The organism is Cupriavidus sp. SS-3, from assembly GCF_035818815.1.
Classification (GTDB): Bacteria; Pseudomonadota; Gammaproteobacteria; order Burkholderiales; family Burkholderiaceae; genus Cupriavidus; species Cupriavidus taiwanensis_C.
In genome coordinates this window covers 258,390-277,812 of sequence record NZ_JAYLVT010000004.1, presented here as the reverse complement: position 1 = coordinate 277,812, position 19,423 = coordinate 258,390, and the positions used below count along the sequence as shown (strand labels likewise).

At 64.3% G+C, this 19,423-nt stretch carries 21 protein-coding genes and 1 tRNA gene; 15 read left to right on the top strand and 7 right to left on the bottom strand.

All coding sequences use genetic code 11. From position 1 onward, the window contains the following. The first annotated feature begins 184 nt into the window (after positions 1 to 184). The 6 genes from U9J39_RS09100 (at position 185) to U9J39_RS09075 (ending at position 6,284) form a co-directional block, all read left to right on the top strand. Positions 185 to 1,762, top strand: coding sequence for a methyl-accepting chemotaxis protein (locus U9J39_RS09100; protein ID WP_116312716.1), 1,578 nt, complete (start codon positions 185 to 187; stop codon positions 1,760 to 1,762). Between the two features lie 105 nt (positions 1,763 to 1,867). Further along, positions 1,868 to 2,956 (top strand): enoyl-CoA hydratase/isomerase family protein, encoded by a 1,089-nt coding sequence (locus tag U9J39_RS09095; protein WP_115709904.1) that lies wholly within the window; start codon positions 1,868 to 1,870, stop codon positions 2,954 to 2,956. Positions 2,957 to 3,084: 128 nt separating this feature from the next. Continuing rightward, positions 3,085 to 3,645 carry an NADPH-dependent FMN reductase gene (locus U9J39_RS09090; RefSeq protein ID WP_115709902.1) on the top strand — a complete coding sequence of 187 codons (561 nt, stop codon included), beginning with the start codon at positions 3,085 to 3,087 and terminating at the stop codon, positions 3,643 to 3,645. A gap of 186 nt (positions 3,646 to 3,831) precedes the next feature. Beyond that, positions 3,832 to 4,845 carry a tRNA dihydrouridine(20/20a) synthase DusA gene (gene dusA, locus U9J39_RS09085; protein WP_116312714.1) on the top strand — a complete coding sequence of 338 codons (1,014 nt, stop codon included), beginning with the start codon at positions 3,832 to 3,834 and terminating at the stop codon, positions 4,843 to 4,845. Positions 4,846 to 5,826: 981 nt separating this feature from the next. Next, a complete protein-coding gene (locus tag U9J39_RS09080) occupies positions 5,827 to 6,105 on the top strand; it encodes a hypothetical protein (protein ID WP_172581744.1) in 279 nt (92 codons plus the stop codon). A 103-nt stretch (positions 6,106 to 6,208) separates the two neighbouring features. Beyond that, positions 6,209 to 6,284 (top strand) — tRNA-His (locus U9J39_RS09075). A gap of 280 nt (positions 6,285 to 6,564) precedes the next feature. On the opposite strand, the gene U9J39_RS09070 is transcribed toward U9J39_RS09075, so the two are convergent. Together U9J39_RS09070 and U9J39_RS09065 are read right to left on the bottom strand one after the other, a co-directional pair. Beyond that, positions 6,565 to 6,720, bottom strand: a complete 156-nt coding sequence (locus U9J39_RS09070; protein WP_240991267.1) for a DUF2188 domain-containing protein — start codon at positions 6,718 to 6,720, stop codon at positions 6,565 to 6,567. Between the two features lie 355 nt (positions 6,721 to 7,075). After that, a complete protein-coding gene (locus U9J39_RS09065; RefSeq protein WP_115709895.1) occupies positions 7,076 to 8,185 on the bottom strand; it encodes an acyltransferase family protein in 1,110 nt (369 codons plus the stop codon). A 478-nt stretch (positions 8,186 to 8,663) separates the two neighbouring features. Between U9J39_RS09065 and U9J39_RS09060 the strand changes: the two genes are divergently transcribed. Then, positions 8,664 to 9,008, top strand: coding sequence for a hypothetical protein (locus tag U9J39_RS09060; RefSeq protein ID WP_240987675.1), 345 nt, complete (start codon positions 8,664 to 8,666; stop codon positions 9,006 to 9,008). Between the two features lie 45 nt (positions 9,009 to 9,053). Here U9J39_RS09060 and U9J39_RS09055 read toward each other — a convergent pair whose 3' ends face one another. Together U9J39_RS09055 and lexA are read right to left on the bottom strand one after the other, a co-directional pair. Further along, positions 9,054 to 9,224: a hypothetical protein gene (locus tag U9J39_RS09055; RefSeq protein WP_012353085.1), complete on the bottom strand. Its 171-nt coding sequence runs from the start codon at positions 9,222 to 9,224 to the stop codon at positions 9,054 to 9,056. A gap of 114 nt (positions 9,225 to 9,338) precedes the next feature. Beyond that, the gene (lexA, locus tag U9J39_RS09050) at positions 9,339 to 9,992 is read right to left on the bottom strand and encodes a transcriptional repressor LexA (RefSeq protein WP_012353084.1); all 654 of its coding nucleotides are present in this window, start codon (positions 9,990 to 9,992) and stop codon (positions 9,339 to 9,341) included. Positions 9,993 to 10,248: 256 nt separating this feature from the next. On the opposite strand from lexA, the gene U9J39_RS09045 reads away from it, so the two are divergent. From U9J39_RS09045 to U9J39_RS09010, 8 genes are all read left to right on the top strand, one after another. Next, positions 10,249 to 11,241 (top strand): asparaginase, encoded by a 993-nt coding sequence (locus U9J39_RS09045; RefSeq protein WP_326346944.1) that lies wholly within the window; start codon positions 10,249 to 10,251, stop codon positions 11,239 to 11,241. A gap of 119 nt (positions 11,242 to 11,360) precedes the next feature. Beyond that, positions 11,361 to 11,735 (top strand): 30S ribosomal protein S6, encoded by a 375-nt coding sequence (gene rpsF, locus U9J39_RS09040; RefSeq protein ID WP_010809513.1) that lies wholly within the window; start codon positions 11,361 to 11,363, stop codon positions 11,733 to 11,735. Positions 11,736 to 11,824: 89 nt separating this feature from the next. Continuing rightward, the gene (gene priB / locus U9J39_RS09035) at positions 11,825 to 12,124 is read left to right on the top strand and encodes a primosomal replication protein N (RefSeq protein WP_012353082.1); all 300 of its coding nucleotides are present in this window, start codon (positions 11,825 to 11,827) and stop codon (positions 12,122 to 12,124) included. Positions 12,125 to 12,127: 3 nt separating this feature from the next. Beyond that, complete coding sequence (rpsR, locus tag U9J39_RS09030; protein WP_006163606.1) at positions 12,128 to 12,406, top strand: 30S ribosomal protein S18; 279 nt, start codon at positions 12,128 to 12,130, stop codon at positions 12,404 to 12,406. 32 nt (positions 12,407 to 12,438) lie between these two features. Then, positions 12,439 to 12,891, top strand: coding sequence for a 50S ribosomal protein L9 (gene rplI, locus U9J39_RS09025; protein WP_062800470.1), 453 nt, complete (start codon positions 12,439 to 12,441; stop codon positions 12,889 to 12,891). Positions 12,892 to 13,063: 172 nt separating this feature from the next. After that, entirely contained in the window at positions 13,064 to 14,455 is a 1,392-nt protein-coding gene (locus tag U9J39_RS09020; RefSeq protein WP_018007703.1) for a replicative DNA helicase, read from the top strand. A 190-nt stretch (positions 14,456 to 14,645) separates the two neighbouring features. Then, positions 14,646 to 15,272, top strand: coding sequence for a DUF47 domain-containing protein (locus tag U9J39_RS09015; RefSeq protein WP_010809517.1), 627 nt, complete (start codon positions 14,646 to 14,648; stop codon positions 15,270 to 15,272). 13 nt (positions 15,273 to 15,285) lie between these two features. Next, entirely contained in the window at positions 15,286 to 16,293 is a 1,008-nt protein-coding gene (locus U9J39_RS09010) for an inorganic phosphate transporter (RefSeq protein WP_012353079.1), read from the top strand. 69 nt (positions 16,294 to 16,362) lie between these two features. Here U9J39_RS09010 and U9J39_RS09005 read toward each other — a convergent pair whose 3' ends face one another. From U9J39_RS09005 to U9J39_RS08995, 3 genes are all read right to left on the bottom strand, one after another. Beyond that, positions 16,363 to 17,043 carry a C40 family peptidase gene (locus tag U9J39_RS09005; RefSeq protein ID WP_115709887.1) on the bottom strand — a complete coding sequence of 227 codons (681 nt, stop codon included), beginning with the start codon at positions 17,041 to 17,043 and terminating at the stop codon, positions 16,363 to 16,365. A 47-nt stretch (positions 17,044 to 17,090) separates the two neighbouring features. Next, positions 17,091 to 17,498 (bottom strand): hypothetical protein, encoded by a 408-nt coding sequence (locus U9J39_RS09000; protein WP_115709885.1) that lies wholly within the window; start codon positions 17,496 to 17,498, stop codon positions 17,091 to 17,093. Positions 17,499 to 17,626: 128 nt separating this feature from the next. After that, on the bottom strand, positions 17,627 to 19,330 hold the full coding sequence (locus U9J39_RS08995) for a PhoH family protein (RefSeq protein WP_115680470.1): 1,704 nt from the start codon (positions 19,328 to 19,330) through the stop codon (positions 17,627 to 17,629). Positions 19,331 to 19,423: the final 93 nt, after the last annotated feature.

Here is a 19,423-nt window from a genome sequence, read left to right as displayed (position 1 = left end):
GCTGTGTGTCGGGTGGGCCGCTTCCGCCACTTGATGGCGATGCTGTACTGCCACGCAATTCTGTCACGCGTGTGAAGGCCATCAATACGGGTAAAGGATGCGGCGCCGGCGCCGTAGTTGGACAGGGCAGCGGCGCGGCGCGCCGCCTTCATTCCAGTTTCCTTATTCCCCCGGAGCCTTATCCATGTTCAGGAACACGACTATCGGCGCCAGATTGTGGTTTCTTACTATCGTCACAAATTTGTTGTTGCTGATTGTCGGCGCCGTTGGCTGGCTTGGCATGTCGCGCAGCAACGAGGCGACGCACCAGATCTATGGGCAGCAGCTGTCGGCCGCGGTCAACCTGGCCGAAGCGCGTTCGAACCAGTTGCTGGTGCGCGTGCTGCTGGACCAGGCCACCTTTGCCGCCGATCCCGCCGACGCCAAGGCGCGCGCCGCGACCGCCGAAGGCTTTGCGCGCGATTCGGAGAAGGCCTGGCAGGCCTATCTCGCGCTGCCGCGTTCGGCCGACGAAGCGAAGGTGGTTGAAGACGTTACCGCCAAGCGCGATGCATTGTTCAAGCAGGGCGTGGCGCCGATGATCGCCGCGCTGCATGCCGGCGATCGCGACGGCGTAATGAAGGCAGTGCTGGAAACCATTCCGCAGCTCGATATCGCCTTCACCGCCGTCAACACCGAGCTGAACAAGCTGCAGGTGGCCAGCGCAAAACAGGTCTACGAGGCCTCGCAGCAGCGCTACCGCAACCTGTTCACGCTGTCCGTGTGCGTGCTGGCAGCGGGGCTGGTGTTCAGCACGGTGGTTGCATGGCGCCTGCGCCGCTCGATCGTGCAGCCGCTGGATACGGCGATTGCGCGCTTCGAAAGGATTGCCGGTGGCGACCTGAGCGTTGCCGCTGCAGGTGGCGAACGGGCCGGCGCAGCGCTGGCCGACGAAGCCGCGCGCAGCGAGACCGCGCGCATGCTCGGCATGCTCGGCCGGATGCAGGCCAGCCTGGTTGCCATGGTGGGCGATGTGCGCGGCGGTGCCGATTCGATCGCCGCGGCCAGCAAGCAGATTGCCAGCGGCAACGCGGACCTGTCGCAGCGCACCGAGCAGCAGGCGGCGTCGCTGGAGGAAACCGCTTCGAGCATGGAAGAACTGACCAGCACCGTGCGCCAGAATGCGGACAGCGCGCGCGAGGCGCGCGCGCTCGCCAGCGATGCCGCGACCCTGGCCGGGCGCGGCAGCGATGCGGTGCTGCGCGTGGTCAATACCATGCAGTCGATCGACGCCAGCTCTGGCAAGATCGTCGACATCATCGACGTGATCGAGAAGATCGCGTTCCAGACCAATATCCTGGCGCTGAACGCAGCGGTGGAAGCCGCGCGTGCCGGCGAGCATGGCCGCGGCTTTGCCGTGGTGGCGGGCGACGTGCGCGACCTGGCGCAGCGCTGCGCCGGCGCATCCAAGGAGATCCGCGCGCTGATCGGCGCCTCGGTGGCCAATGTGCGCGAGGGCTCGGGGCTGGTCGATGAGGCCGGGCGCGCGATGCAGGACATCGTCGACGCGGTGCAGCGTGTCAGCGCCATCATCGGCGATATCAGCGCGGCGTCGGACGAGCAGTCAAACGGCATCGAGCAGGTCAACGTGGCGGTGTCGCAGATGGACAGCATGACGCAGCAGAATGCGGCGCTGGTCGAGCAGGCCGCCGCGGCCGCGGCATCGCTGGAAGAGCAGGCGCAGCGGCTTACCTCGCTGGTGGCGACGTTCCGGCTGGCCTGAACGGGCAGGGCGCATGCATGCCGGCATGCGCCGCAAGCTGCCCACGCGCGTGCGCTTGCCGAGGTGACTGGCGTAAAATTGCCAGTTGCATTGGAGGAGTACGACATGACTGAATTCGTCACGACCGAGGTCCGCGGTGGCATCGGATACCTGACGCTGAACCGCCCGCAGGCGCTCAACGCGCTGTCGCTGGACATGATCCGCGCCATCACGCAGGCGCTGCGGGACTGGGCCGCAGCGCCCGAGGTGGCTGCCGTGGTGGTGGCCGGTGCCGGTGGCAAGGCGTTCTGCGCCGGGGGCGACATCCGCTACTTCCATCAGGCGGCGCATGCGGGCGATCCGCTGCTCGACCAGTTTTTCGTTGAGGAATACGCGCTCAATTTCCTGATCCACCGTTACGCCAAGCCCTATATCGCCCTGATGGACGGCGTGGTGATGGGCGGCGGCATGGGCATCTCGCAGGGCGCGCGCCTGCGGCTGGTCACCGATCGCACCAGGATGGCCATGCCCGAAACCAATATCGGCCTGTTCCCGGATGTGGGCGGCGGCTGGTTCCTCGCGCGCACACCCGGACGCATCGGCGAATACCTGGGCCTGACCGGCACCCTGATCCACGCCGCCGACGCCTTGTATGCCGGCCTGGCCGACGCCTACCTGCCGGGAAACCGTCTGGCGGAACTGGTCGATTCGCTGCGCGCGCAGCAGTTCGCCAGCGGCGATGCGGTGCTGGCGCATATCGAAACCTTCACCACCGCGCACCGCGCCGATTGCGTGCCCGCGCAGAGCACGCTGGCCGGGTTGTCGGAGCAGATCGACACGCTGTTCGCAGGCAACACCGCGCAGGACATTGTTGCCGCCGTCAGCGACACGCCAGGAGACTGGGCCGCGCAGACCGCCGCCATGCTGCGCAGCCGTTCGCCGCTGATGCTGTGCGTGACGCTGGAGCAGATCCGCCGCGCGCGCAGCATGTCGCTGGAAGACGAGCTGCGCATGGAGCTGGACATGATGTACTACGTGTTCCGCAAGGGCGACGGCGTCGAAGGCATCCGCGCGCTGGCGGTCGACAAGGACCACAAGCCGCGCTGGCAATACGCGCGGCTCGACGAAGTCAGCCGCGAGAAGGCGCTGTCGTTCTTCGACAGCCCGTGGCGCCAGGAGGAGCACCCGCTGGCGGCACTGGGCAAGCCTGCCTGACCTCGCTGCACGGAACGCGCCGGCGCCGACTCGGGTAGAGTGACGGGCAGGGTCTGGCGCCCGCGCACGGCGATGCCGCGCGCGGGCGCCGCCTGTGCCAATCCGTCCACACCGTCAAAGGAGCCGTAATGAGTGATCCTCGTGATGTCGTTGTACTGGTGGGAAGCCTGCGCAAGGAGTCATACAACCGCAAGCTGGCCAAGGCGCTGATCGCGCTGGCGCCGGCGCAGCTCAGGCCGGAAATCGTCGAGATCGGCGGCCTGGAGCTGTACAACCAGGACCTCGACGACAAGCCGACCCAGGCCTGGACCGCGTTCCGCGACCGCATCCGTCGCGCCGACGCCGTGCTGTTCGTGACCCCTGAATACAACCGTTCGGTGCCGGCGCCACTGAAGAACGCCATCGACGTGGGCTCGCGCCCCTATGGCAGCAGCGTCTGGGACGGCAAGCCCGGCGCCATCATCAGCGCATCGCCGGGCGCCATCGGCGGCTTCGGCGCCAACCACCATCTGCGCCAGTCGCTGGTGTTTCTGAATATCCCCATCTTGCAGCAACCGGAGGCGTATATCAGCGGCGTGGACAAGCTGTTCGACGAGCAGGGCGGGATTGCCAACGAGTCGACCAGGGGCTTCCTGGGCAAGTTCATGACGTCGTTTGCGGCCTGGATCGAGCGCACCGCGCCGCGCTGAGCGGCACGCCGCCGGACGCAGCAGAGCTTGGCGCGGTAGCCTATACTCACGTCTTCGCGCGGGCCGCCACGCGTCGCGCGCCTGGCCCATCGGCCCCGGGGGTGCCGTGATCTTCATATGTCACGGCGCTGCCGGCCTGGGCTGGCGACGCTGCCGCGTCCGGACCCCTCCAATTGCTGTATTTCCATGAACGTAAATCCCCGCCGCATTTCGGTTGCGCCGATGATGGACTGGACCGACCGCCATTGCCGCATGTTCCATCGCCAGCTCAGTCGCCACACCTGGCTGTATACCGAGATGGTGACCACCGGCGCGCTGCTGCATGGCGACGTGCCGCGCCATCTCGATTTCGATGCTGCCGAGCATCCGGTAGCGCTGCAGTTGGGTGGTAGCGAGCCGGCCGACCTCGCCATGGCGGCGAAGCTGGGCCAGCAGTGGGGCTATGCGGAAATCAACCTGAACTGCGGCTGCCCGTCCGAGCGTGTGCAGCGCGGCGCCTTCGGGGCCTGCCTGATGGCGGAGCCGGATTTGGTGGCGGACTGCGTGAAGGCGATGCGCGATGCGGTGGCGATACCGGTGACCGTGAAGCATCGCATCGGCATCGACAAGATCGAGCACTACGATTTCGTCCGGGATTTTGTCGGCAAGGTGGCGCAGGCGGGTTGCGGCACGTTTATCGTGCACGCGCGCAATGCGATCCTGAAAGGCCTCAGTCCGAAGGAAAACCGCGAGATTCCGCCGCTGCGCTATGAGGTGGCCTACCAGCTCAAGCGCGAATTTCCGGAGCTCGAGATCCTGATCAACGGCGGCATCGTCAGCCATGACGAAATCGCAGTCCACCTCGAGCACGTCGATGGCGTCATGATCGGACGCGAGGCATATCACCAGCCGTACATCCTCGCGGAAATGGACGCGCGCTTCTATGGCGATGCCAATGCGCCGGTGCCGTCGCGGCTCGATGTTGAACTGGCGATGCAGCGCTATATCGGCGACGTCGTTGAGCAGGGCGGATACATGGGCGCCGTGACGCGGCACATGCTCGGCCTGCATCGCGGCATCGCCGGCGGACGTGGCTGGCGTCGCGTGCTGTCCGATGCGAAGCGCATGCATGCGGCCCGCACGCGGGCCGAGGTGGATGCGCTGTTCGAAGAGGCGCGCACGCATTTGCGCCCGCACGCGCAAGAGCCGCTGGCGGCGTAAACGCGCCTGGCCTCGTGCGGTGCAGAGGCTGCGCTCTAATTTCGAATCGGGAAAATATGCATGGCGGCGCGCGGGTCCCGCGCGCCGCACATGAGGTGCCGGATCGCCCGGAAACCGGCGTCCGGAAAGGGATTCCCCTAATTCGCTGAGGCAGGGCACTTTCTTACACTGTGCCTGCCCTCGAATACAGGGCTTTCTTCAACTGATTATTAGCCCGCTCCGGCGGGCTTTTTTTTGGGCGCCCGCTGCTGCGGCATTGCGCTCTTCGTTTACCCGAATGGTGCGTTCCCTGCAGGGCAGTTACAGTGCAACGGCCTTCAGGGCATTTGAGATCGCTAAATTTAAGAGTCCGCGTTGCGGACTCTTTTTTTGCGCGCTCGCACGGCACCTCCAGGTTGAACGGGTTTGACCGGTCTTCCGCTCAAGCGTTCCTTCGGTCACGCAAAATTTTCGCTGGAAGCGCATCGCGGGTGCTATCGCGTATGGCTGATGCCGATGTCCAGCGTCCCATAAGTCGTGATGCTGGATTCCCTGCCGTCGCCACCGCCGCCCGCCGCGCATCCGCCCAGCAAGGCCGCCAGTGCCGCCACGGCAAGCATCCTCGTCCTCCATCTACACTTGTTCTGCATGGCTTGCCCCCTGCGTTCGATCACCTCGGTTGGGCTCGTGCGTGGCCGGGAGGTTCCATCGCCGGCAGGGCCGGCAAAGAGACTTCAGCAACGGTTACCAAGTGGAAGGAAAAAGAGGCAGGCGGCCCATGGGGCGGGCCGCCTGACGGGAAGGTCGAGGGGGGTCAATGTCCCTCGGACTCGAGTATCGCTTTGGGCACGTGCTGCATGAACCCTGCAGAGGTAGGGGCTGTGCGCAGCATATTTGGCTGGCAAGCGAGGCCGGAAGTCATCCACGACCCGTGATACGATTTCCGCACGCCCCCCGGGCGAGACCAGGCATGGATGCGGACCGTGCGGGCAGGGAGGCAGCATGGACAAAGACAACGTGGAAAAAGAAGCGCCGTTCGGCATCGTCTATGAAGACTTCAGGGTGATCTGGGTGGCCGAGCAGCTTCAGGATGGCAAATGGACGGCGCGCTACTGCTGGCACCCGGGCACCTCGGAAGCCGCGGGCAAAGCGTTGCAGGAGGCCGTGCTGAACGGCAAGTCGCGGCGACTGCTGGGCCAGTTCGATACCGAAGCTGAGACCATCGCGGCAATCAAGCAGGCGGTGCTGCTCGAGGCGAAGTGGAGCCCGTCGCGCTCCTGAGCGATGTCCCGCAAAATTTTTTGTGCGGGATACTAGCCATCTCGAAAAACTGTTTGTATAATCTTGTTTTTCGTCGATCAGCGCTTCGCTGATGACCTCTACGGTGGCTGTAGCTCAGTTGGTAGAGTCCAGGATTGTGATTCCTGTCGTCGTGGGTTCGAGTCCCATCAGCCACCCCAAGAATTTCAACGGTTTGCAGGTTAGGCATCCCCAACTTGTGGCCGTTTTTGGAAGATCCTTCCCGGAAAGCCCACCCTTGCGGTGGGCTTTTTTACTTTCACGTTCTAGGCGGCGCGTCGCCGGTGGTGGCAAGCAGCCGATAGCCGCCGTACTTGACTCGAAGTGCCAGCCAGGCCCGCGCGGGATGGTCTTACGCTCGCACAAGAGCATAGGTCGGGGCTCGGCCAGTGTCGGCGCCGGTGGCCCTGGGCGTGCCATGGCGCCCTCCCTACCAGGTGACTATGCTTCGCTGAAATTCCTTCGCTGTTTGACGTGACCGTCGCGGCCGTGAATCAGTAGTTCCACGTGCCTTTGCTGTGCCTTCTTGGCTCCGGCAGTGATAGCGTACTCAAGGGACCGGAACGTCTCGCGGCCATGCCCGCCGTCGGGCCACAACGGCAGCGGTCTCCGGCGGATACGATATGCACGTGCTTGCGCGGCATGATTTGGCTCCTGAGGTTTATAGGCCAGTCTAGTTGCTGGGTCTCTTCATAACCCCTGCTGGAGTAGATCTCCAGTCCACGCGAGCCAGCATTTACGAAGATGCGGCAGGCCATTTGACGGCACAAACCTGAGGTTTCGGGGCCCACCATGGTGGGAGGAGACACCGCACTTAAAGAGACGTGATCGCCCAACTGGACTATGCGTGACTCCATGCACGTCACCGTGCCTTTGACCTCAAGGGGTTCCCCCTGGTCTCTTTATGGCGGTGACCAGCGAAACGATTCGGGGTAATGGGCGAAGCCGCCAATCACTTAACCCGCGATGCTGTCGAATTCTCTGCTGGTTGAGTGGTATGGCAATGACCAACGCGAATGCGTTTTCCATGCTGGAGTATGGGGTGTTCGACGTATTTGTAGAAGAATCTGGCGAGGCAGAGTACTGCTGCTAGTGATAGTAAGTATTGAGCCATTTGTGCATAATTCTGGCCAGGAATTGTCGTATATATTGATCCTGAATAAACCAGTACAAACGGATGCGTCAGGTAAATGCTATAGGATATCTCGCCGAGGTAAGAAAAGCGGCGCGGTATCGAAAATAGCTTATATCGTTCCGCTACTATGAAGCCAGCCACGAGGGCTGCGCATGGTAGCCCCCTGAAAATAATACTCATGCGAGGCTCGTACAGGAAGAACGCTGCCGTGAAAAGAACTATCGATGCCAACAGGACGAGCCATGCGTAGGAACGGCTCAGGGTCTCCGGAAGGATGCCATAGAGCCTTGCCAGGATCATGCCGAACATGAATTCAAGGATGATAGGATTTGTGGCCAGCAAGATATACGTGTTTGAGATTTCTTTGTAGAGATGCTCGGGGTCGAGCGAAACGCCTCCGGAAAATACGGTGGGCAGAATAATCGGTGTGAGGGTGAAGTATGCGATTTGAAGGGATAGCCTTCTGCTCAAGCACAAGAGAATTGAAAAAGAAAGATAGAAATAGATTTCGTAATTGAGAGACCATCCAATCAGGAGGGTGGGGTATCCGTAAAAGGGTGCGTCATTGGGCTCAATTGGAATGAAGAAGAGCGAGCGGAGGAGTGGCTCTAATTCGATGCTGCGAAGATCTCTAAGCATCGCGAAATAGAGCGTGGCAACCCAATATGGCGGCGCTACCCTGATCAATCGCTTAAGCAGGAATTGTATGGGTGCATCGTGAGGGCCGGGCTTATATAAGGCGGTCCACGCGATCACGAAGCCGCTGATCACAAAGAACAGGTCGACGCCAATATATCCCTTGCGCAACAGGTCAGACGCGCTGAACGGCAATGCCGCGGCAAGTGGGTCGAAGTGATCCTGCATGTGGTAGGCGACAACCCACATGGCCGCAATCCCCCGGAGCATCTGTAGCGATTGGAATTTCATTATGGGAGGCTCTCAGTTGGCCTGGTATGGCAAACTGTGTCCCATATCCGGCTGAGCACGCTATCCATCGAAGGAATGAGATGGGCGCCGGGGATGAAAAAGGGCCATGGGTTCGAGTCCCATCATTCAGGCGCGAGTGCCAGCGCTGGTGAGCCTCGCAGCGCCACAGCCGCTGCGGACTCATGGCGCAAAGATCGAGATGGCGCCTGGCGCGCGCGCGGGTTAGAATCCGCACCCGGCTCCCGCAAAACCCGCACGAATGCTGTGAGATTTCAGCGCCAGTGCGGAACAAGGCGAGGCCATAAGCGTTGGTTTTGGGTCAATGGCGATAGACGCCGGGATGGCAAGTTCCCGTCGTCGTGGACTCGAGTCCTATCCAGCCAACCCAAGCATTCTCCAGAACGGTGCCTCCCAAGGGCGCCGTTTTGCATTCCCCGGGGGTGGTATGTTGGTTCGAACGGCACTGATTGGCGCAGCGATGGCAACCATGGTGGCAGGGTGTGCCACTGGCACTTCGGAGAAGGACGTCCGCGCTCGCCCGCCGATGCGGTTGTTTACGCCGGTCAAGATGGCGGAAGTCGCGAAATGCCTGCGCAACAATCTGGGCGATGAAGCTACGCTGGTCCAGTTGCCGGCAAAAAACCAGACCGAGATCCGTATCGGCCAGAGCGCGTCAAGCGGTGAATATCAATACGCCTACCTGATCTCTCTGACGGCACAGGCCGATGGCACGGCGCTGGAACTACGCAAGACCGATACCTGGTTTCCCCAGCTGACGCCGACGGAACTCGAGGCCGAAGCCAAGGCGTGCGCGCGTAGCTGAGCGGGACAGAGCGCCGGCGACGCGGCAAGCGTCTGGCGATATCAGTCAGGCGGCCAGCTTTTCGGTGGTTTCAAGTTCCAGCATGCGGCAGATGGCCGCCATGCTGCCCACCATGGTACGGCGCTGCGTACCCTGGTAGACACGTACACCCTTGCTCTGGCGAAACGGCACGGGCTTGACCGGACGACGGGCGGCGACGTGGTGGATTTGCGGCATGGTGGCACCTCTTTTTAGGCAAAGCGGGGTCAACACCCGGCGAGCCGGGCGGCGTCTGCAAAGCAATGGAAGCGGGTGGGCCCGCGCAGGCAAAGCGCCCGCGATGGTGCCCGGCTAGAAGCCGGAAGAGCGGATCAGCCCGACGGCGATGCCTTCCAGCGAGAACTCTTCACCGGGCTCGACGATGATGTTGGTGAAGTCCGGGTTCTCGGCGATCAGTTCGATATGGCCACCGCGCCGCTGCAGGCGCTTGACGGTGACGTCGTCGCCCAGTCGCGCCACCACGATCTTGCCGTTGGCGGCCTCGCTGGCGCGGCGCACGGCGAGCAGGTCCCCGTCGAGGATGCCGGCGTCGCGCATGCTTAGCCCGCGCACGCGCAGCAGGTAATCCGGTCGCTCATCGAAGACCGAGGCATCCACCTGGTACTGGCGGTCGATATGTTCGGCGGCCAGGATGGGGCTGCCGGCTGCGACGCGGCCCACCAGCGGCAGCGTCAGCTGCAATACGCCGGCCATTGGCAACGAGAATTGGTCCGGCAGCTCCGAATCGCTGCGTGAGACCTTCAGGCGGATGCCACGCGACGCGCCCGGCGTCAGTTCGATCACGCCTTTGCGGGCCAGCGCCCGCAAATGTTCTTCGGCGGCATTGGGCGAGGAGAAACCGAACTCTGCTGCGATCTCGGCGCGGGTAGGGGGGAAGCCGGTACGGCGGATCGTGTTGCGGATCAGATCGAAAATCTGCTGCTGCCGGGGTGTCAGGGTCGCCATGGGATCGCCGTTCCGTGCAGGGCCGCTGGTGTGGATGACGGAGGCTCTGGTCCGTCCATCCAGCATCCGGCGGGCCGGGCACTGTATGTTTAAACAGTATGCTGTGATTTTATACAGTATCGGCGTCAGTGCAAGCAGAATTTTGAGGCGTGTCGCATGGACGCTGGTCAAGGCACCTGATGCGGGCTCCGCCAGGGCGTGTCCGCCCGCTACAATCGCCTTTCCTTTATCCAGAACTAAATCGTTGCGCGCTCCCATGACCCAATTGCCTCGCATCGTCGTATTGGCCACTGGCGGCACCATCGCCGGCGCCGCCGGCAGCGCCGCCAGCAGCGCCCGCTACCAGGCGGCGACCGTGCCGGTGTCCTCATTGCTGGCTGCGGTGCCGCCCCTGCAGTCGGTGGCCCGCATCGAGGCCGAGCAGGTGGCGCAGGTCGACAGCAAGGACATGACCTTCGCGCTGTGGCAAACACTGGCGGCGCGGGTCGGGCACTGGTCGGCGCAGCCTGACGTTGCGGGCATCGTGATCACGCACGGCACCGACACGCTGGAAGAAACTGCGATGGCGCTGCACCTGACGCAATCGTGTCCGGTGCCAGTGGTCCTGACCGCCGCGATGCGTCCGTCGACGTCGTTGTCGGCCGACGGGCCGCTGAACCTGCTGGATGCGGTGCGCGTCGCCGCCCATCCGGATGCGCGCGGCAAGGGTGTGCTGGCGGTGCTGAACCAGCAGATCCACGCGGCACGGGACGTGGCCAAGGCGCATACGTCGGCGGTCGATGCCTTTGTCTCGCCGTGCGGGCCGCTGGGGTTCGTGCAGGACGACTACGTGCGCTTTGCCCGGGCGCCCCGGGCGGCTGCGCCCATCGGGCCGATGCCGGCGGCGTGGCCGGTGGTGGAGATCTTGGCAAGCTACGCGCAGCCGGGCAGGGCGGTGGTGGATGCGCTGGTGCGGGCCGGCGTCGCCGGCCTGGTTGTGGCCGCGACCGGCAATGGCTCGATCCATGAGATGCTGGCAGCTGCCCTTGCCGATGCCGCGGCGGCCGGAGTGGCGGTGGTGCGCAGCTCGCGCACCGGTGCGGGGCATGTGGCGATCCCGCCGCAGCCTAGTCCTGCCGACGGTGTGTTCGTGTCAGCTGCCGACCTCAATCCCTATAAGGCGCGCGTGTTGCTGGCGCTGGCCCTGGCGGCGGATGCCGGGCTGGCGCGCGACCCGGAGCGGCTGCAGTCGGTCTTTGCCAGCGCCTGATTTGCCCGTGAAATCAGCGGCTTGCGTTGTTGATGCAGGGCGGGCTATAATTTAAGGCTATTCAACCTTGCCACACCGGACTCGTGACGCCCGGGTGGCTAATCCCAAAAGGAGCGTCAATGCGTCATTACGAAATCGTCTTCATCGTCCACCCGGACCAGAGCGAACAAGTGCCGGCCATGATCGAGCGCTACAAGCAGCTCGTGACCTCGCAGAACGGCAACGTTCACCGCGTGGAAGACTGGGGCCGTCGCCAGATGGCTTACATGATCCAGAAGCTGGCCAAGGCTCACTACGTTTGCCTGAACATCGAATGCGGCAAGGAAACGCTGGCTGAACTGGAACACGCGTTCAAGTTCAACGACGCCGTCCTGCGCCACCTGATCGTGCAGACCAAGAAGGCCGAGACCGCACCTTCGCCGATGATGAAGGAAGTGCAGCGCGAAGAAGCCCGCAAGGCCGCGCAAACGACCACCGAAGGCCAGGCCGCCTGAGTGCGGACTGCGGTGCGCGCCGTGGCTGACAGCGTCGGCCGGGGCACGAGCGGAAACCGCAACGATTGCAACCAGCAAGAGGCCCCGCGTTGAACCAGCTTCGGCTTGCCGCCACCCTGGCGGAACGCGATGCCCTGCGCTATACCCCGGCCGGGGTCCCCGTCGTGAACTGCATCCTGCAGTACAGCGGCGAGGCCGTCGAGGCACAGACGCCGCGGCAGGTCGAGTTTGCAATCGCTGCGATGGGGATCGGCCAGGTTGGCCAGCGTCTGGAGCGGCTTCCGCTCGGCACGCTGCTCGACTGCGAAGGTTTCCTGGCGCGCAAGCACCGCAACAGCAAGGCTCTCGTCTTTCACATCACTGGATGTAAAGCATTCGAAAAGGATTGAATCATGGCATTCGTCAAACGTGACAACAAGAACAAGAAGCGCTTCCAGCAACAGAACCCGCTGTTCAAGCGCAAGCGCTTCTGCCGCTTCACCGTGGCTGGCGTCGAACAGATCGACTACAAGGATCTGGACACCCTGAAGGACTTCATCGGCGACAACGGCAAGATCACGCCGGCCCGCCTGACCGGTACCAAGGCTCACTATCAGCGTCAGCTGGATACGGCCATCAAGCGCGCGCGTTTCCTCGCGCTGATGCCGTACACCGACCTGCACAAGAACTGATCAGGCCCTAGGTCCGTCAAGGAGAGAACACGATGCAAATCATTCTGCTGGAAAAAGTCGTCAACCTGGGCAACCTGGGTGACATCGTCAAGGTGAAGGACGGTTACGCCCGTAACTTCCTGATCCCGGGCAAGAAGGCCCGCCGCGCCACGCAAAGCGCGATCGCCGAATTCGAAGTCAAGCGCGCCGAGCTGGAAAAGGCCGCTGCCGAGAAGCTGGCCGCCGCGCAAGCCGAAGGCGAGAAGCTGAACGGCCTGAACGTCCAGATCACCCAGAAGTCGGGTGTGGACGGCCGCCTGTTCGGTTCGGTGACCAACGCCGACATCGCTGAAGCCCTGGCTGGCCAAGGCTACAAGCTGGAAAAGGCGCAGGTTCGTCTGCCGAACGGTCCGCTGAAGACGGTTGGCGACCATCCGGTCAGCGTTGCGCTGCACACGGACGTCGTGGTCGACGTGACCGTGTCGGTGGTGGGCGAGAGCGTCTAAGGACGCGCCGCTCCGGCCGGCGCACCGCGCCGGCCAAAGCCCCGCAAGCATTGCAAGAAGGCAGGAGCCCCGGCTCCTGCCTTTTTTGTTGCCCGGTTGCCAGGCGGCGCCGGACGGCGCTATTGCCAAATGTCCGGCGAAGTGTGTCCACCCGCCGTTATAATCCCTCCCCATGAACGCGCCCGTCGCCGACCCCCAACTCGATAACCTCAAGGTTCCGCCGCACTCCATCGAAGCCGAGCAATCGGTGCTCGGTGGCCTGCTGCTGGACAATGCCGCCTGGGACCGCATCGCGGACTTCCTTTCCGAGGCGGACTTCTACCGGTTCGACCACCGGATGATCTTTCAGAGCATCGCCCGGTTGATCTCGGCGACCAAGCCGGCCGACGTGATCACGGTCTACGAGATGCTGCAGGTGGCCGGCAAGGCCGAAGAGGTGGGCGGGCTGGCGTACCTGAACTCGCTGGCGCAGAACACCCCCAGCGCGGCCAATATCCGCCGCTACGCGGAAATCGTGCGCGAGCGCTCGGTGCTGCGCAAGCTGGTGACGGTGGCAGACGATATCGCCTCGGCCGCATTCGCCCCCAAGGGGCGCGAGGTGCGCGAACTGCTCGACGAGGCCGAATCCAAGGTCTTCGCGATTGCCGAAGAGGGCTCGCGCGGGCAGAAAGGCTTCCAGGAAATCCAGCCGCTGCTGACCCAGGTGGTGGAGCGCATCGACGAGCTGTATCACCGCGATTCGACCACCGACGTCACCGGCGTGCCGACCGGCTTTATCGACCTGGACAAGATGACCAGCGGCATGCAGCCGGGCGACCTGATCATCGTTGCCGGCCGCCCGTCGATGGGCAAGACCGCGTTCTCGCTGAACATCGGCGAGCACGTGGCGGTGGAGCAGGGCCTGCCGGTGGCGGTGTTCTCGATGGAAATGGCGGGCACGCAGCTGGCCATGCGTATGCTGGGCTCGGTCGGCCGGCTCGACCAGCACCGGTTGCGCACCGGGCGCCTGCTCGACGAGGACTGGCCGCGGCTGACGCACGCGATCCAGCGCATGAACGACACCCAGCTGTTCATCGACGAAACCCCGGCGCTGAACCCGATGGAACTGCGCGCCCGTTCGCGGCGCCTGGCGCGCCAGTGCGGGCAGCTGGGGCTGATCATCATCGACTACCTTCAGCTGATGTCGGGCTCCGGCGGCGGCGAGAACCGCGCCACTGAGATTTCAGAAATTTCGCGTTCCCTGAAAGGCCTCGCGAAGGAGCTGAATTGCCCGGTGATCGCGCTGTCGCAGCTGAACCGCAGCCTGGAACAGCGCCCCAACAAGCGCCCGGTGATGTCGGACCTGCGCGAATCGGGCGCTATCGAACAGGATGCCGACGTGATCCTGTTCATCTACCGCGACGAAGTCTATAACGCCGACTCGCAGGACAAGGGCACCGCCGAAATCATCATCGGCAAGCAGCGTAACGGCCCGATCGGCACCGTGCGCCTGACCTTCCTCGGCCAGTTCACGAAGTTCGACAACTTCAGCGGCGGCCCGGCCTTCTTCGACAACGACACCTGACGAAGTCAAGCGGGTCGGCCATTTGCCGTGCCTGCCCGTCTCGTTTGTGCCAAATACGCGGGCAATGTCCCGCTAACCCTGTAAAATATTGCGCTTTGATGACAGCCGCCATCCGCGGCGGTCATGCTCGCGTCCGCTTAATCCCGCAACACCATCCGCAGCGATACCACGCTGCCACAAGGAACATTCCATGTTCGGCCGATTCATGCCCACCGAGGGCAAGTTCTTCGAATATTTCAACCAGCACGCCGACTGCGCGGTGACCGCCGCGCATGAACTGCAGGCCCTGGTCAACGACCTGCCCAACGCCGAGGCCCATGCCCGGCGCGTCCAGGCCACCGAAAAGAAGGCCGACCGGATCACGCACGACACCATCGACCTGCTGCACAAGACCTTCATCACGCCGCTGGACCGCGACGAGATCCACAAGCTCATCACGACCATGGACGACATCCTGGACCTGATGGAAGACGTGGCCGAGACCATCTCGCTGTATGACGTGACCAACCTGACCGACGAGGCGCTGCGCCTGGCCGCGATCTGCGTGCAGTGCTGCGACCAGGTCAAGATCGCGGTGGGCCTGCTCGAGGACATGGGCAACGCCAGCACCATCCTGAAGACCGCGCAGCAGATCGACCAGCTGGAATCCGAGGCCGACCGCGTGATGCGCTCGGCGATGTCCAAGCTGTTCCGCGACGAGACCGACGTCAAGCGCCTGATCAAGCTGAAGGCGATCTACGAGCAGCTCGAGACGATCACCGACAAGTGCGAGGACGTCGCCAACATCATCGAAGGCATCGTCCTGGAAAACGCCTGAGGCGGCAATCGGCATGCAGACCATACAAATGAGCCTGTGGGTGATCGCCTTGCTGGTGGCGCTGGCACTGCTGTTCGACTTCATGAACGGCTTCCACGACGCGGCCAACTCGATCGCGACGGTGGTGTCCACGGGCGTGCTCAAGCCGCACCATGCGGTGGCGATGGCGGCGATGTGCAACGTCGTCGCGATCTTCGTGTTCCACCTGAAGGTGGCGGCCACGGTCGGCACCGGCACCATCCAGGGCGGGGTGGTCGACCACTATGTCATCTTCGGCGCGCTGGTCGGGGCGATCGCGTGGAACGTCATCACCTGGTACTACGGCATTCCGTCGTCGTCGTCGCACGCGCTGATCGGCGGGCTGGTCGGTGCCGCGGTGGCCAAGGCCGGCACCGGCGCGCTGGTGGCCAGCGGCCTGCTGAAGACGGTGGCGTTCATCCTGGTGTCGCCGTTCCTCGGCTTCCTGCTGGGGTCGCTGATGATGGTCATCGTCGGCTGGACCTTCTTCCGCACGCCGCCATCGCGCGTCGACCGCTGGTTCCGGCGGCTGCAGCTGGTCTCGGCTTCGCTGTACAGCCTGGGCCATGGCGGCAATGATGCGCAGAAGACCATCGGCATCATCTGGATGCTGCTGATCGCCAGCGGCCACGTGCTCGCCGGCGATCCGCCGCCGACCTGGGTGATCGTCAGCTGCTACGTGGCCATCGGCATGGGCACGCTGTTCGGCGGTTGGCGCATCGTGCGCACCATGGGCCAGAAGATCACCAAGCTCAAGCCGGTGGGCGGCTTCTGCGCCGAGACCGGCGGTGCGCTGACGCTGTTCTTTGCCTCGGCGCTGGGCGTGCCGGTGTCGACCACGCATACCATCACCGGCGCCATCGTCGGGGTCGGCTCGTCGCAGAAGATGTCGGCGGTGCGCTGGGGCGTGGCCGGCAATATCGTCTGGGCCTGGGTGCTGACGATTCCGGCCTCGGCCTTCATGGCGGCGATCGCATGGTGGATCGGGCGCCATATCCTGTAACGCGGCATCGGACGCTCATGCAAAAAGCCAGGCACATGCCTGGCTTTTTTGTTTGTCGACGCCAGCCTCTCAGCGGTTGGCGAAGGCGGCGATGGGATCGTCGTCGTCGGGCAGCGGGGCAGGTTCCGGCACCAGGGGCGCAGGGGCGGGCGCGGGCACCGGTGTCGCCGGTGCCGGCGGCAGGTTGACCGCACCGGCCACCACGCGCCGCGCGCCGTTGTAGCGCGAGGCCCAGTAGGGCTTGCCCATGTCCTCCAGCCGCACGGTGCCGCCGGACGATGGCGCATGGACAAAGCGGTTCTGGCCGACGTAGATGCCGACGTGCGAGTTGGCGCGTCCGGTGGTGTTGAAGAACACCAGGTCGCCGGAAGCGACTTCGCTGCGGTCGAGCGAGCTGCCGCGCGTGCCCATGGCCTCGGTGGTGCGCGGCAAGCTGACATTGGCCGCGCGCGCGACCACATAGCGCACCAGGCCGCTGCAATCGAAGCCGGCATCCGGCGTATTGCCACCGTAGCGGTACGGGGTGCCGACCAGCGACATCGCCTGGATCGAGATTTCCTCCAGCCCGGCGCTGGGATCGGTCATGGGCTTGCCGGGCGTACGCGGCAAGCTGCCATGGCGAGAGGGTGGGGAGCTGGCGCACGCTGCCAGCAGCAGTGCGGCGGCGCACAGCAGCGGCAGGCCGGCCCGGGCAAGCGGGCCGGGCAGTGTGGAAGGACTGGAAGAACTACGGGTACGGCGCAATGGCATCGCTGGATTCCGGTCGCCGGCCTGCCGGCGCACCGGAAGCCTTGACGCTACCAGCGTAGCTGGGCGTTGCGCGTACCGGTGCTGACCTTGACCGACTTGGCCTGGCCCTTGTAACTGGCCTCGATATTGTAGCTGCCTTCGGGCGCACGTATCAGGCAGCGAGGCCCGGCGGCGCGGAAGGTCGCGACCTCCTGTTCGTCGCGTATCAGCTTGACCGCGACATCGGACAGGAACTCGCCCGCGGAGCCCTGCGTGAACAGGATGCCGATATTGAAATCCTTCTCGCGCGCGCTTAGCGCCTGGCGCTCGTCTTCGGCGACGCCGCCGCAGACATAGCTGACCGGACCCATGGAGCGGATCACCAGGTCGTCAGCCGCCGCGCGCGCCTGAGGCGGGCTGGTCAGGAACATGGCGGCGCCGATCAGCGCGGCCAGGCGGAGATGCTGTGGGTTCATCGACGCCTCCAGTGGGGATGCGGGACACAAGCGGACGTGCGGACATCATAGCCGCATTGCGCTTGCCGCTCACGACAGCGGGCCCGGGCCCCCACCGTGTGGAAGGGTGCCCGGGCCCGCGGTCCGCGTCAGAGCACGTCGCCTGCGTGGTCGGCCAGGCGCGAGCGTTCGCCGCGTGCCAGCGTGATATGGCCGCTGTGGCTCCAGCCCTTGAAGCGGTCGACCACGTAGGTCAGGCCCGACGAGCCCTCGGTCAGGTAGGGCGTGTCGATCTGCGCGATATTGCCCAGGCAGATGATCTTGGTGCCCGGGCCGGCGCGCGTCACCAGCGTCTTCATCTGCTTGGGCGTGAGGTTCTGCGCCTCGTCGATGATGACGAACTTGTTGACGAAGGTGCGGCCGCGCATGAAGTTCATGCTCTTGACCTTGATGCGCGAGCGGATCAGCTCCTGCGTTGCGGCGCGGCCCCAGTCGCCGGCGCTGTCGTCGCTCTTCTGCAGCACTTCGAGGTTGTCGTCGAACGCGCCCATCCACGGTTGCATCTTCTCTTCCTCGGTGCCGGGCAGGAAGCCGATGTCCTCGCCCACCGGCACGGTGGCGCGGGTGACGATGATCTCGTTGTAGAGCTTCTGGTCCAGCACCTGCTCCAGCCCGGCCGCCAGCGCCAGCAGCGTCTTGCCGGTGCCGGCCTGGCCCAGCAGCGTGACGAAGTCGATGTCCGGGTTCATCAGCAGGTTGAGCGCGAAGTTCTGCTCGCGGTTGCGCGCGGTCACGCTCCACACGTTGTTCTTGTGGTGCGTGTAGTCCTTCAGGGTCTGCAGCAGCGCGGTCTTGCCGTTGATCTCCTTGACCTGCGCATAGAGCGGCAGGCTGCCGTCCACGGGCTCGAGGTAGACGAACTGGTTGACCAGGAACGACGGCACCAGCGGGCCGGTGAGCCGGTAGAACATGGCGCCGGACTTGGGGTCCTGCCAGCTTTCGACGCCCTTGCCGTGCTTGGCCCAGAAGTCGCCGGGCAGCTGCATCACGCCCGCGTAGAGCAGGTCCTTGTCCTCGAGGACCTGGTCGTTGAAGTAGTCCTCGGCCGGCAGGCCCAGGGCGCGCGCCTTGATGCGCATGTTGATGTCTTTCGACACCAGCACCACCTGGCGCTCGGGATACTGCTGCTGCAGCGCGCTGACCACGCCCAGGATCTGGTTATCGGCCTTGCCCTGCGGCAGGCCTTCGGGCAGCTTGATGTCGTTCAGGCGCGTCTGGAAGAACAGCTTGCCCTGCGCGTCGCGGTTGCCCAGGCTGGCCAGCGACAGGCCTTCGTCGAGCACGCCGTCGGTGCCGCCCACCAGGGAATCGAGCGTGCGGCTGACCATGCGCGCGTTGCGCGCGACTTCGCTCATGCCCTTCTTGTGGTTGTCCAGCTCTTCGAGCGTCATCATCGGCAGGTAGATGTCGTGCTCTTCGAAGCGGAACAGCGAGGCCGGGTCGTGCATCAGCACGTTGGTGTCGAGCACGAACAGCTTGCTCGGGCCTTCGGCCTTGCGCGCGCGGCGCGTGGTGCCGGTCGACGGCTTGACCAGGCTCACCGGCGCGGCGCTGACGGCCGGCGTCGATACGGCGGGCGTTTCGGTGCTGCGGGCGCGGGTGCCGCCGGCGGCGCGGGCCTTGACTTCAGGCACCTGCGTGTCGCCGGTTTCCAGCAATGCCACGCGCTCGAGCGCCGGCACAGGTTTCTTGCCCTGTGTGGCGGCTTTGGCCTTAGGCACCGCGGAAACCGGAGCAAACTCGCTCGGGTCCAGCAATTGGGCAGGCTTGGCGGGCATGGTAGGCAGCGGCATGCTTGGCTTTCCTTTCAGGGGGACAAGAAGGGGGCGGGAAGGTCCGGTCCGCGGCGCCGCACGGCGTCGGCAGCGTGCGACGGGTTCGGGGCG